Source organism: Novipirellula artificiosorum, assembly GCF_007860135.1.
GTDB classification, from domain to species: Bacteria; Planctomycetota; Planctomycetia; order Pirellulales; family Pirellulaceae; genus Novipirellula_A; species Novipirellula_A artificiosorum.
Map to the genome: position 1 here is coordinate 16,111 of NZ_SJPV01000009.1, position 14,939 is coordinate 31,049.

A 14,939-nucleotide genomic window follows, 5' to 3' on the forward strand; every position below is an offset into this window, starting at 1 on the left:
TAAGCCATGCACTAGATTAGCACCTTGTGATTGCGTTCTCTACCCGCAAAATCGGGTTGGCGTGGCAAGCGGATTCTCAGAGCCGGGCGATGGCGCAAGAGCTTGAATCAGGATGTCGGTGGGAAAAGGGGATCCGCCCTGAACGCTTGCGCTCTTCTTTCGGCGTCGGGATCGACCCATCCGATCTTAGCGATCGTAGTGATTCTGTCTCTTTTTCCTTTGTTTCCACATATTCGTTGACAATTACGCTCTGATCGGCGCGGCAATTCCTTTTGCCGGTTACGGAGCCTGCGTAGACTGTAGGGTAGGGCGACCTGGATCGGTCGCCGCGCGTCGCTGAATTGGCTCGTCTCGTCTCATCCAACGCGCGTTTAGCGCTCATTTGGCTCCAAATCCCTGGTTCACATTGTGGTTCGAACGCACTGCAAATCGACGGTTTCCAGCACACCACGATGCCAGGGTGCATCTTGGCGCTGCAGGATCGGCTTCGTCGCAGGAGTCGTTGGGGGCATTGTTTTTGGGATCGGCATGGCTGCGATCCGGCCCGGCGTGGCTCAAGAGCTGGGGACGTACCCTCCGCGGTCGATGATTGGTCCGGACGCTTCCTCGGGGAAACCCAATCCCGACAAGCTGCGGATCGAAGGCTTCTTTTTCCTCGATCGATCTGGCACGCCCGTTTTGATGCCGGGGGTGTCTTACGAGGAATTTGACCGCTTGAAGAACCTGGAAGCGGGTATTGATTCTCGTAGCGACGTCTTCGATTTTCAGTCGCTTGAGATTATAGGGACGGCATCCGAAGGCAGAGCGGAGTTGAAGGTCGTGATCCGGTTGACGATCGATTCGACCGGTGGCCGGACCGTTGCAATCCCGTTGGGGATGCAGAACTTCCACCCGCTTGGGCCACCCGATGTGACAGGGCTCGACGATTTTCACATGGCTGGATCGGGAAGCGATTCGGGCCATCGCTTGTTGGTGAATACGAAACAGCGTCATGAAGCCGTCGTGACAATGAACGTTGCGGCGCGGGTCGAGCCTGGCCCACCGAGTTCGTTGGAATTTCGTCTTCCCGATGTGCCCTCGCAAGTTCGTATCGCCACGGATGAAAACGCTGTCACGGGCGAGATTGTTGGACGAGGCGATGAAGTGATCCAATCGACCGGTGATGCGGACAAACCCTCGGCGTTTTTGATTGAGAGCGGTGGTGGTACCTTCACGTTGCGGTGGGGAAAACTCGATCGGGATGGCGACAATTCGCCTCAGCTTGAGATTGACAATAGTAGCATTGTGTTGCAGTGGGATTCACCCCAAGATCAACCGATGGTTTCCTGTCAGATGATTGTTCGAAACGCTCGGGGTGTGGTGGACAAGGTCAAGCTGAGACTCCCTAAGAATTCGTCCTTGTTTGGGACCCCGACGCTCGGCACGAGCGAACAGGAAGTTGAGATGATTGGTCCGACGCCTTCGCCGGAGGGCGACACGATTGAGGTTCGGATCCCTGAGATCCCCGAACGACAACAGCGCGTCGATTTGCGATTGACTCTTCAAATGAACATCGACCAACCCTCGGCGGTAACGCCGATGGTGTTTCGTGTTCCTGAGGTGATCGGTGCCCTTCGGCAACGGGGCGAGATCCAGGTCATGACCGGAGACGATTATCGGTTGCGCTGGCGATCACGGCCTTGGGTGCAGAGCACGTTGGCTCAGCCGGACGACGAGAGCGGTCGATCCTACTTTTTTCGCTACGACCGTGCATCCTTTGACCTGCCGATGTGGTTGGCTACGACACGCCGCCAATTACGAGTCGCGACCGAAGCCGAGATTTCGTTGCATGATACCATCGCTCGGATCGACTATCGGATCTTACCGAGTGGGCGTGCAACCGACGGCACCGTTTTAAAGGTGGATTTTGGCGATTGGCGTTTGCGGTCGATCGAAAATTCTGATTCGGCTCAGCGGATCGAAGCGGTTCAGAACGGATCCTATTACGAAATCTATCTCGAATCGCTGGCCGGCGGTGATCCTGCGCCCATCCGGATGATCGGGGAACACGACCTTGGCCATAGCGACAACCGCAGCGTTTCGTTTGAATTGCCTCGAATCACCGAAATCGAAGACACGATGCTGGTCCAATCGGCCAACGTCTCGATTGCCAACCGGGGGCGGTCGCTTTTGGTTGTCGATTTGGAGGCATCGCAAAACGTGGACCGCTCGATCCTTTCCGAAACCTCCACGATTGGTGAATCGAGCCGGACACGTTATCGCGTGATTCCGCCTGATGCGTCAGGCAAGTTGGTGGGCCGAATCGTCGAACAGTCGCCCAGCATCACGATTGCCGGCAATGCCGCGATCGAAGTCGATCAAGAGAATTTGCGTGCGACACTAGATTGGACCGTCACCTCCTCGCTGGATTTGGAGGGGCGATTGCCGATTCAAATTCCGTCACTGAGTCCGTTACCGAAAAATTCGGACGTCTCACTTGCGGCGCAGCCGTTTCGACAACCAAGTCGGACATTGGATTTGGCGGAAGTCGATTCGATCAACGAGCAAAGCACGCGAGTCGGTGCGGGTGAGCAGGGGCAAGCCGGCGACTTGGAGGGTTTAGCGGAAGCGATGAGTCCAGCGGCGCCCGATGTCGAAACGGAGTTTCCGGCCCAATGGACGGTGTCCGTCAACAGTCTTCAAGCGGTATTGGAGCCCGTTGAGGGTGATCGTTATGTGTTGATCTCGGACCAGTTGGCGAGCGGTTCGATGTCGGTTCAATGGAACTTGATTCGGCCGCTTCGTCGCGATGTGCCACCGAGCGAAAAACGGCAGGCCGATTCGTCGAACGGCGAGGTCACCAGCGGCGACCTTGTTGACGAGGATTTGGCAAGTGGCACGACATCGATCGACCAATTGGAGACGATCACCATCCCACGCCCGGTTGCGGTTGATACAACATTTCGCGGAACCATGCGGGTTTCCTTACAAGGAGATCTTGATACGGAGCTGTTTTCCACCGATGCATCCGCGGAAAACATGATGGTGTTTGACGCCTTGCCGCGAGAACCGATCCGGTTACGCGTTCGTTCTCGAGAAGCCCAAGACCAGAATCTGTTTGTCTCCAAAGCGGTGCTCCGATCGGCCGTCGGCTACGCCACGCGAATGGAACAATTGTTAGCAGAGGTTCAGGGTGGCCGCGAATTGCGGATTGGCCTGCCGGTGGGTGATTTTGCGATTTCAGCGGAAGCGTTTGTTGACGCGCGTCCGGCAGTCGTTCGCCGCGATCGAACGACATTGGTGATCAGTTTGCCCGACGAAACAGGGACGCACTCGGTCGATTTGCGAGTCTGGCTGCCGATGGTGCTATCGCCGATGGCGGGCCGCGTGGAACCCGCTTTGACGCTTCCATTGGGGGTGGGAAGCGTCTATTGGGAGATTGCGTCCCCCGAGAGCAGTCATGTGATTTGGGCGTCGCCTGCGCTCGGACGATCGATGGCGTGGCGCTATGATCGTTGGCGTTTGTACCGTGAACCCACCCGCGCACCGCAATGGTTAGCCGATTGGGTGGGCGAGAATCAATGGGTGGAGATTCCAGAAGGCAATCGCTACCTGTACCTAGGATCGGACGTGCGGTCTTTTCAGGCGGTGCTGGTGTCGCGTTCGGTTTTATGGGCCGCGACCGCATCGATCGTTTTGTTCCTCGCCGTTTTGTTGACGTTTTTTCCCCAATCTCGACATCCCTTGACGGTGGTCGTCGCCGCAGTCCTGTTCGTTGGCATGTTGCTCGTTGCCCCCGATGCTGCGGTGTTGGCTGGACAGATCGGTATGATCGCGTTAGCCCTCGTTGCGATCATGCTTGCGATACGCAGCTTAATCCAAACCGGTGACCAGCACAGCGCGCTGTCATCACGCCCGCGTGGGCGTCGCAGTGATTTTTCGAATCGTCCGAGCCAAGAAGGCCCCGCGTCGGCAAGCAAGTCGTTGTCGGCAACGCGCTCGATAGCTGGATCGTCTCGGGTCAACAAGGTGTCGCCGTGAGTCGAAGGGACCGGACGGTTCGAATCGCGGTGAACCCGATTGGCCGCAGGGTGTGCGCGATCGTCTTGCTGATGTTGACCACTGCGCTGGGTGGTTTGCCGAATCGGAGCGCCGTCGCTGCCACTCAAGAGGCCACGGCTACGGAAGAGGCCGCTGCGACTGAAGAGGCCGCTGCTACCGAACAGGCCGCTGCGACCGAACAGGCCAGTGCTACCGAAGAGGCGGAGCTCGCGTTACCGACCCGGTTGCCCGATGGTCGTCGTTTTCGGCCACTGGCTTTGTACCATTCACAGTTGGTCGAATTGGTCCCGCGAACGTTCCAGCCGATTTCGATCACACGATTGCGAGCCGCGTTGGAAATCGCTGGTAGCTTGATTCCGGATGAGAATGCCACTCGCGTTCGCAGTTCACTTTACGTCGTTCAGCTTGTTGACGATACGTTGATCAGCGAGCGGTCGAGGTTGGAGATCGAATCGGATGTCGAAGGTCCTGCACGGGTGAATCTCGGCCCCGTCAATATGGCAATCCGATCCGCGGTTGGAGCTGTGCGTCCCACGCTGTCGGAGTCGATTCCTCGCTTGCAGTCCGATGACGGGAATCTGGTCGCCGTGGTCGATGGTGACACGCAAATTCCGTTTGCCTGGAGTTTGAAGAGCCAAACACAAGGTTTGTCCAAGCAATTCGATTTGCGAATTCCGGTGTCGCCACAGACACGTTTTGTGCTGCAGGTGCCTGGGGCGGTCTATGTCGAATCACTGCATGGCGTGTTGAGGCGGTCACCGGGGCCGCCACCGGAAATTGAGAATCCAAGCCGGTCCAGCGATTTGGTGTACTACGTATTGGATGCAGGCGGGCTCGATCACGTGACGTTGAGGACGCGACGTCAAGACGACACGGATCGCCCGTTGCCGACGTTGGTTCGTAGCAGTTCCACGCGATACGACTTGTACACGACGCACTTGGCTTGGACCTACCAAGTCTCACTACAGTTACGTTCGTTTGAATCTTTGCCGACGATGTTGATTGGCGGAAGCACGGTCACCTCGATCAAGGTGAATTCCGAAGAGACCGCGTTTTCTTCTGTTCCTATCTCCGACGGGGTCGAACGGATTGAGGTGGACGCAGAACGCGACGTTTCACTGAGTGATCTTGCACTGACGACGATGACGATTTCGGGTCAATCGGTTTGGCAAGCTGAGAACGGATGGTGCAATCTTCCGAAGCCACAATTGTTGATCGACTCGATTGTGTCAACGGAAGTCACCAGCTCCGTGCAATTGACCTGTATCACACCGCTGCGGGTTTTGCAGTGGCAGTTGCCTGAGGGTTGGGCGGTGCAAAGTGAATACGCGACCAGTGAGCAGAGTCGCACGTTGAGCGCAACAGGGCCGCCGATGTTGTCGGTCGTGGATCGTCCGTCACCGCCGTTTGAGGAATCTCCATTGACGGGCCAGCCGAGAACTGGCGATGAGATGCGTTTGCCCGTTTGGTCGCGAGTTCGTGTGGCAGAGGAATCGCCGCTACGTGAAGCGACCACAACGTTGCGGATGACGCTAAACGATGCGGTGGTTTCGGCGACAGCCGATTTGCGAGTTCGCTTGGATCCCCAGCGTATCGAGCCGGTTCGATTGCAGATGCAAGAAGGTTGGTCGATTCGGTCGATTACGTTGCCCGTTTCTGGACGCACGATTGAAACGCCCTCCATTGATCCGGCCAGTGGTCAGTTTCTTGTGTGGCCGGAGGCGTCGGACGTGTCGGATTCCGAACTATGGATTCGTGCAAGCGGCCAACGTCGGACGCGACCACGGCTCGGTCAAAACGATGCGGATGTGACGATTCCTGCTGCCTGGTTTTTGCGATATGTCGATGTGGAAGCCGATTTTTTTGCCTCGTTTGTCCCCCCGAGCGATCTGGATTGGTCGAGTCAGGTCTCGTTATTACCTCAACGCATCCGTCGCCAGGACATCCCCCAACGCTATCTTGAATTTTTTGATTCGCCGGACGACAAAACTCTCTATCTACGTAGTGAAACGGGGCAAACGCCGGCGCTGACCCTGCAACCGCCGAGTGTCGCGTTCGATGTAGCGTTGACCTTGTCAATGCGTATCGAAGGAAGCGAAGTGGATGAACAGTTGGTGATCGAGACCTCATCGACCAATCAGTCGCCTCCTCGAATCTTGGTGCAAACGGGGCCTGCCCTTGGTCGACCGGCATTGCATTGGAGCCTTCACCCGATCGACGGCGACGTTGCGATCAGCGTGCCTCGATCTGATGTGCGTCTGGAGAATCCAACGCAGGAAGGGGTTTATGACCTTGATCTTTCAGACACCAATCTTCGCGGTTATCGATTGATTGGCCGACGACACTTTGACAGTGTCGATGAATTGCCGATTCGTTTGCCCTTTGTTTCGAATGCAACGTCGCAATCTGCTGAGGCTTTTATTGGTGAGGGATTGACGGTCAAGCGTTGCGACCCGTCCGTGCTGCGAGTTCCTGCGGACCCCAGTTTCCGTTTCGATGATCGCTCGGTTCCCACTCCGATTCCGATGGCGCCGGCTGAGTCGTTTCGTCCACCCTCGTCGGTGGAAATCGATTCGATGGAGGCTACGGTTGTTCGCCGCGATGATCTCGTCGATCCCGTGATGAAGACGTTGACACGGCTACGCTATGATGCCGTGGATCAACCTTCGGTGGTGATAGCCGAAGCAGCCGCGAATCCGAATGTCAACTTGGTTTGGCGGCAGTGGGTGTCGCTCGTTGCGTCGAATCACGGGATCGATCGCATCGAAACGCTGCTGGACGTTTCCACGGAAGAGCCAATTTTGGTCCGCGCGGAACCCGATATGCGGCTCGCCTCCGTTGAACGCAATGGGGTGAGAATCGAGACGGCGTCCCCCTTTCCTGGTCCGCTCAGCGTCGCGCCGAGTGGTCGAGGAACGGTGGATCGAATCCGAATCATATGGACGCGGCAAGACATTCACGATCGTTGGTGGCGTCATTGTACGATTCCTCGTGTCGACGTGAACGCGGTGGTGATGCGCTCGGACTATCGAGTCAGTGCATCGTCCGATTCGTTCCTACCTTTGACTCTTTGGCCTGATTTGAGCGCCACCGACGGCACGGTGCCGATCGTTCCTGGTGATCAAGTGTGGTTGGTGCGACGCAACAATGCACTTGCGTTGGGGTCACTCATCGCGATCGTGGTTTTCGCCGGTTCTTGGTGGATCGCTCGTTACTCCCTTGTCGCGGTATTGCTGCTTGTGGTTGGGATGTCGGTCTTCGTGCTGTTGTGGTGGTCTTGGAACTCGGTCATCATCGGTTGGCTGCTGATTCCCGCAGTGGTCGCAGGATTGCTTGTCAGCAGCCTCGATTGGAAACGGGTGTTGCGGCGTCGTTGGCAGGAACCCTCGGACAACGCGGACAGTCTGTCGTTAGCCAACGAGGATTCGATGAGTTACGGTGGTTCGACCGTCCTTCGCGGTTTGTTGATCCTGTCGGCGTTGTATGGCGGACGGTTCGCAACCGGTAACCGTGTGGCCATCGCGCAGGAAAACGCGGCAACGATGGCTCCCAGGTCTGTCACCGGATTGGAAACACCGAACCAGCGCAATGGCGGTGCCGCGACGGATCTCAATGAGAGCGACCGCCTAATCGATCTGCTGCTGCCGGTCGACAGCGATGGCAACCGGGTCGGAGATAAAGTTTACATACCGGGCGATTTGAAAACTCGTTTGCTTGCGAGCGAGTCGACAACCGAGCCAGCGGACGCGCGTTTTGAGTCGGCTCAGTATCAATTGCAAATCAATGCGAATGATGATACCTCGCGTCCCTATACGCCGCTGATCGAAGCGGAGTATGTCGTCTACACCGACCGCGAAACCGATCGCGTCCGTTTGCCGATTGCGCCCCAAGCGATCCGTCGAATCGAATGGGTTCAAGACGATCAAGATCGGATCGCTCAGCACGTCGCAGAGTCGCTGACCCATGTCGTTGTCAACACGCCCACCGCGAGACGATTCCGGTTCAGAATCACGATGATTCCCGTTTTTACGATCGTCGACAACAAGATGCGTTTTTCGATGGCGGTCCCACCCATTGCTTCGTCTCGATTGACGGTCGAGGGCAGCGGCAGCATCGACCAAGTTCGTGTCTTGCAATGTGCCGGTCAGTTGGTTGGCCAACGACAATTGCAGATCTGGTCCGCAGATCTTGGGCCGATCACCCAATTGAGCGTTGAGGTGGAAACCCACCATGCGGACACGGCGGTCAATGCACGACCACTTCGCAGACGGTATTGGATCCATGCTGGGACGCAAGCGACGACCGTGGAGTGTCAAGTGGAGCCGACGGACTCGGTTGCGATGGGCGATACCGTTTCGGTGACGATTCGTGATTCGGGGATGCCAACGGTTGTTTCACCCAGTTGGCAGATTGAACAGACCCTGTTGCTAAGTCCAACACGTCGTGAAGTGACGGTGGCAGCCTTGGTGGATAAACCTGGCCCGATTCAGCTGATTTGGACGTTGGCGTCGCGGTTGAGTGACCCCGATTTGGTTGAAGACGCGGTCGCGATGGTCATCCCCGACGTCGTTGAATCGAACACCACCGAGATCGAGCCCGCTTGGATCGCGATTGATCATGACAGCAGCATCCGTGTGTCGCCTGTGACACGCGAGCCTTTGGAAGCCTTGACCGATGATCAGTTTCTGGCTGCCTGGACAGGGTTTCGTGGTCAAAAGCCAAATCGTACGTTTGTGGCGATTGGCCAATTGCCATCGCTTCAATTGGTCCGTATTCCCATCCGAGCGGCGACGATTCGACAGGCCCATCAGGTTCATGTCGGCGCCGAGTTGATGGAGATTCGTTATCAAGCCGATATCACGCAACCGGCCCCATCAAGCGAGCGATGGATACTGTCGTTGCCGCAGGGCGTTTCGCTGCGGACGCTGCGTATCGACGATCAAATGGTTCAACCACGGCCGATTCAATCGGGGGACGTGACCGAAGTGTTGCTGAGCGATTTGTCGGACCTCAATGTCACACGCATTGAAGCGATCGCCGTGGCAAAGTTGCAATCTCAAGGTTCGTTTGGACTGCCGCGACTGCGTTTGACGCCCAACGCGGCCACGTTCGATCGATATGATTTAACGCGTGATCAGGGCGTCGATGTCACGATGATTGCGGAGTTGCCCGAAACGATTAACGAAATCGCGACGGATGAAAGCCTTGACCATCTCGCGCGTGGTTGGGTCCCCGTGATGGCTTGCGAATTTAATTCTGAATTGACGGATGCTGGTAATCAGGTTCCGGTGGTTGCTTTTCAAGTGGCGGAGCGTCCCATCCGATTTGCTGCGGATCAGTTGATCGCGCTGTCGTGGAGCGACGGTCGATGGAGCATGAAGACGGCCGTCCGTTTTGGTCCTGGCAAGCTACCCGATTACGTTGATTTGCAAGTACCGACACGTTGGTGCGAGCAATTGGAGGTCAGCCCAGCGGTACGATGGTCGCGTCAACCGGCTAGCGATCTATCGATGCAGCTGGTGCGCATTTCGTGCGACGAACATGTTCGTCAAAATCGGATGATTTCCCTGCGCGGCACGTTGTTGGCGTCCGATAAGACACGCGTCAGCGTACCCCCCGTGACGGTTTTGGGTGACGGCAGGCGAACGATCCACGTTTCGGTGCCCAGCCGATTAACGACCGATCCGATTCGTTGGCGATCCAATTCCGTCCGTGCAACCAAACTGCCCCAAGCGTGGAGATCCCAGATCGAGACGGCAAACCCGAGGGTTAGTTTTTCGGTCGCGCAACCGGGGTGGTCGATCGACCTTGCACCCTTGCAGCAGCAAAACGTCGTCGCCAAAGCACTGGCGGCGGATACCCGTGTCTTCCCCAATCGCGAGCAGGTGTTGGTGATGACACGTTGGGATCTGATCCCTGGGACGCTCGATTCGGTCAACATCGCCCTGCCTGGCGGAGCCCGATGCGTCGCGGCTTGGACGGCGAACCAAGCCGTGTTGCCCAGCTCGCTTTCCCCACAAGAGTCGGCCGAGGCCGCACTTCAACCCGCCAACGTGATCCGCTTACCCCTTTCGCTCAGTCGTTTGTCCCAAGCGGTTGAGATCTTGGTCGAAGTGCCGACGCAAACGGCGCAGCGTGGCGATTATCTTCCCAGGCTGTTGCAGATCCCGGTATCACAACGATGGCTGTCGATTTACACGTTGTCCGAGGAACCGAATGCTCGTCACACGCAGACGCTCACGGCGACATCCCAAGACAGCTCGCTTGCTCGCAAACTCGATCAGCGTAGCCTTCAACTTGCGAGGTCGGTGGCGGAAATGATCGACAGTTCTAGCGATATCTTGGCCGAGCGACCTACAGCGGAAGTCAGTGTGTGGCTGCGACCGATGGTGGCTCGCTTTGAAGACGTCGCGGTCGAAGCCGGGCATCGAGTGGATTGGAGCAATGTCTCCGCTTTGCAGACGGATGCGCTTGAGGACAAGGTACAAACAGAGGGAAGCACGGAGGCAGGAAGCACGGACGAGGTGTCGCAAGTCTCGCTGGCGGAAACAGACGACGCGAGTTGGACTCGGATGGAGCAAGCGATGTTGGTTCACGTCCGCCGCTACTGTTGCGAGCAACCGAGGCCAGCTTTCATTGTCTCGAGCACATCGAACCTCGAAGGCTACCAGCTTGATCGAATCGAACTGGTTTCCGACACCACAAAACCTGCGGCCGTTTTGTTGGCTGACCGCAGCGAATCGAAACTTCGTTCGATGATTCTCTACTCCATCACGCTGATGGGTGCAGCGGCGGTTATGTTGATTCTTTGGCCCTTCCGCCACATTTTTGACACGATTGCGGCGCACCCCGCATTTTGGCTTGTCTTGATCTCACTCGGCGGTTTCTTTGTCGCCCCGGTCTCGGTTGCCGCCAGTCTTTTGTTGGTCGCCATCTCCTTGCCTGTTTTCCCGAGAAAATAGGTCGATTAGCTGAACAGCGCCTTTCGGAAACGGACGCTCGGCGTGCTACAATCGGAGCATGTCAAAAGTCGGATCCCCCATCGATAAGCTGAAGACGCTTTCAAAACTGATTCCGAGTGACCGCTATGCGAGTAGCGTTGCCTTTCAAGCGGCGTTTGAGTCGGATGGATTGACCGCGTTCTCGCAGCGTCCCTTGGCGGTCGTGATACCTGAAACGATCGAAGAAGTGGTTGCGATCGTGCGTTGGTGCCGCGATCACGAGGTCCCGTTTGTCGCACGCGGTAGCGGCACGAGTTTGTCAGGTGGATCCCTGCCAATTGCTGATGGAATCGTGATCGCTCTGAACCGGATCAACCACATCCTCTCGCTTGATCCACAGCAACGTACGGCGGTGGTGGAGCCGGGGGTCATCAACATCAAGGTCAGCCAACGGTCCAGCCCGCACGGCCTGACTTTTGCCCCCGATCCATCGAGCCAAACGGTTTGTACGATCGGCGGGAATTTGGCTTTCAACGCTGGCGGTGCCCATTGTCTAAAATACGGTATGACCTCGAACCACGTCCTCGGTTTGAAGGCGGTGCTCGGCAATGGGGAAACGGTCGAATTTGGGTCGCAGAGTTGCGAATCGATTGAACCCGATTACAGCGGGCTGTTCTGTGGCAGCGAGGGAGTGTTTGGCATCGCCACGGAGATCACCCTGCGGTTGCAAGCCAAGCCCGAGTGCTTTCATACCGTGTTGGTCGGTTACCAGTCCTTGTCGGTGGCTGGGGATGCCGTTTCGGCTGTGATCGAATCGGGGCTGCTCCCCGGTGCGATGGAAATCATGGACGCTTTGTCGATCGAGGCAGTTGAGGCCGCGGTCGGTTGCGGATATCCCAAAGGCTGCGAAGCCGTCCTGATCGTCGAATTGGAGGGGCCGCGCGAACGCGTCGAATTTGAAAAGCATCAATTGGACGCCGTGCTGCGCAAAACGCAATCCTTCTCGATTCATGTCGCCGAGACCGAAGCAGAGCGGCTCCGGATTTGGAAAGGGCGAAAGGCGGCCTTTTCGGCGGCCGGCCGGATCAGTCCCGATTTTTTGGTCCAAGATGGGGTCGTTCCGCGCAAACGGCTCGGGGAAGCCTTGACTCGCATCCAACAGATTTCTCGTGAAAGTGGCATTCGGGTTGCAAATGTCTTTCATGCTGGCGATGGCAATCTGCATCCCATGATTCTGTATGACGGAAACCGTGAAGGCGAGCTGCATCGAGCCGAACAGGTTTGCAGCCGGATCATTCGTGTTTGCATCGAAATGGGCGGATCGGTGACGGGGGAACACGGAATTGGGATGGAGAAACGCGAGTACCTTCCTGAAATGTTTGATCCGCCGACGATGGCCTTGTTCCATCGCATCCGAGAGGCGTTTGATCCGCAACAGATTGCCAATCGAGGTAAAATGTTCCCCGATGCCGAGGCGCCGTCCTTGTCGATGCGCGGTTTGCATCCGCTTGAGAAACAAGGATTGATCTCACGTGAATGACTCTAACCTTGTCTATCCAAAATCGCTTGATGAATCTGTCGCGGCATTGCGAGAGTCCCCGAACGCTCGCGTGGTTGGCAATCAAACAAAACCACCTCTTTGCGGAAATCGGTACGCCGGCGCTGGCGGACCGAAAATCTCGTTATCCAAATTGACTGGGGTGACGCAGTACGAACCGTCGGAGTACACCTTTACGGCGTTGGCAGGGACAACGCTCGCAGAATTGGTGGACGTTCTCGGCGAGCAGCGACAGTATCTGCCCTTTGACCCTATGCTGGTTTCCGCCGGTGCGACCATCGGGGGAACGATTGCAGCGGGGATGGCCGGACCCGGCCGGTTTCGCTACGGAGGAATTCGTGACTTTCTGTTGGGCGTGACACTCATCCTCGGCAACGGGGACGTCGTCAAAGTGGGTGGCAAGGTCGTGAAAAATGCTGCCGGTTTTGACGTTCCAAAGTTTCTGATCAATAGTCTGGGACGCTTTGGAGCGATGGTTGACGTGACGTTCAAGGTCTTCCCGAAGCCCCTCTCGCTGCACACGTATGCGATCGAGTGCCAATCGAGTGCCGATGCATCGAACAAGATCGCCGTCGCGGCATCAAGTCGATGGGAATTGGATGCGATTGATTATCGTGCGGACGACAAACGTTTGTACCTGCGGCAGCAAGGTCCCGATGAGGTGAACGAAGCGATTGCGATTGACATGCAATCAAAACTCGGCAGCATGAGCCGTTTGGGTGCGGAACAAGCAACGGCATTCTGGTCGGGAATCACCGAGTTGAGTTGGCAATCGGTGGATTCGATCGTCGCGAAAGTACCGACGACGCCAAGGCAGCTTGAATGCTTGTGCGAAACGCTTCGACGGATCGATGGCGTGAGTGTCCATCTGAGTGTCGCGGGTTCGGTCGCTTGGGTTGCGGCGCAGGACGTATCCTTGCTCATGGCGATTCAATCGTCGCTGATCGCAACCGATCATTCCGGTTTGCTGGTCCGCGGAAACATCGAAGGCATGACGGCGGAACGATGCTACATGAATCGAAAACCGCAAGGGTCGATCGAGCAATCGTTGTTGGCGGCGTTTGGCATGTTGAAAGTAGGAAACGATGCAACATAGGATCCCCGCTGGAAAGCATGGCCCGATCAGCGACGAGATGACGGCAGCGGTCAGCACGTGTGTGCACTGCGGTTTTTGTCTGGCGGCTTGTCCGACGTACGAGCAATTGGGCCAAGAACCCGATTCGCCTCGTGGACGGATCGTTTTGATGAAAGAGGTGCTCGAAGGGGAGTTGTCGATTGCGGATGCTTCGGACCATCTTGATCGATGTCTCGGTTGTTTGGCTTGTGAACCAGCGTGTCCATCGGGAGTCCTGTACCGCAATTTGATCAGCCCCTTTCGTTCCTGTGTCGAGCCCGAGCGAAAGCGAACGTGGATCGAGCGATTGTCGCGTGCGATGACTCAAGCGACCTTGCCCTATCCGACGCGATTCCGAATCGCGGCCAACCTTGGGCGTCTTGCCCGGCCGCTGGCGCCCATGATGCCAACATCCATTGCGTCGATGTTGCGGCTGCTGCCCAAACGATTGCCGAAGCGACAGTCCTGGGCCGCCGTCACACCAGCGTTGGGGAAACGGACGGCTCGCGTTGCCTTGTTGACCGGTTGTGCGCAATCGGTCTTAGATCCCGACATCAACACGGCCACGATCGACGTGTTGACGCGTTCGGGGATCGAGGTGTGTATCCCGCACGGTCAAGGATGTTGTGGGGCGCTAAGTTGGCACGTCGGAAACGGCCCTCAGGCTCAAAGGTTTGCGAGGGTCAACCTGGAAGCGTTTCCTGAAGGAGTGGATGCGATCGTGACGAATGCAGCCGGTTGCGGTTCAGGAATGAAAGAGTATCCCTTAATCTTGAAGGGGACGCAGTACGAGGAACTTGCGCGCTCGTTTTCCGCCAAGGTGATGGACGTTTCGGTGGCGCTTACCAAACTCGGCCGGGTGCCGCCATTTCCGCAACAACGGTTGCCGGTTCGGATTGCGTACCACGACGCCTGCCACTTGTCCAATGCGCAGGGGGTGGTTGAAGAACCTCGCGAACTGCTGCGGAGGATTCCGGGCGTTGAAGTGTTGGAAATTCCCGAGGGACATTCTTGTTGTGGGTCGGCTGGAACGTACAATGTCGATCAGCCTGAAATCGCAGCAGCGCTGGGCGATCAAAAGGTGTCCCACGCGATGAGTGTCCATCCCGATTTGATTGCAACTGGCAACATTGGCTGCTTGACCCAATTGTCGAAGCATTTGGAACAGCGGGGCGGTTCGATTCCCGTCCGGCACACCATCCAGGTGTTAAGGGATGCCTATCTTGATCGTCCGTTACGCAGCCCTTGATGCGGGTCCGCGTCTTTCGCATACGAAGGACACGGT

At 56.9% G+C, this 14,939-nt stretch carries 5 protein-coding genes; all 5 read left to right on the forward strand.

What is annotated here, in order from left to right:
* The first annotated feature begins 528 nt into the window (after positions 1-528).
* From Poly41_RS22125 to glcF, 5 genes are read left to right on the forward strand one after another with little or no spacing between them, the layout of a single operon-like run.
* Positions 529-4,020, forward strand: a complete 3,492-nt coding sequence (locus Poly41_RS22125; protein WP_146529005.1) for a TIGR04086 family membrane protein — start codon at positions 529-531, stop codon at positions 4,018-4,020.
* Entirely contained in the window at positions 4,017-11,003 is a 6,987-nt protein-coding gene (locus Poly41_RS22130) for a hypothetical protein (RefSeq protein ID WP_146529007.1), read from the forward strand. The genes Poly41_RS22125 and Poly41_RS22130 overlap by 4 nt, the downstream gene beginning before the upstream one ends.
* 58 nt (positions 11,004-11,061) lie before the next feature.
* Entirely contained in the window at positions 11,062-12,522 is a 1,461-nt protein-coding gene (locus Poly41_RS22135) for an FAD-binding oxidoreductase (protein WP_146529009.1), read from the forward strand.
* Complete coding sequence (locus Poly41_RS22140; protein WP_146529011.1) at positions 12,515-13,636, forward strand: FAD-binding protein; 1,122 nt, start codon at positions 12,515-12,517, stop codon at positions 13,634-13,636. The genes Poly41_RS22135 and Poly41_RS22140 overlap by 8 nt, the downstream gene beginning before the upstream one ends.
* Positions 13,626-14,903 (forward strand): glycolate oxidase subunit GlcF, encoded by a 1,278-nt coding sequence (gene glcF / locus Poly41_RS22145; RefSeq protein ID WP_146529013.1) that lies wholly within the window; start codon positions 13,626-13,628, stop codon positions 14,901-14,903. The genes Poly41_RS22140 and glcF overlap by 11 nt, the downstream gene beginning before the upstream one ends.
* The last annotated feature ends 36 nt before the right edge of the window (positions 14,904-14,939 follow it).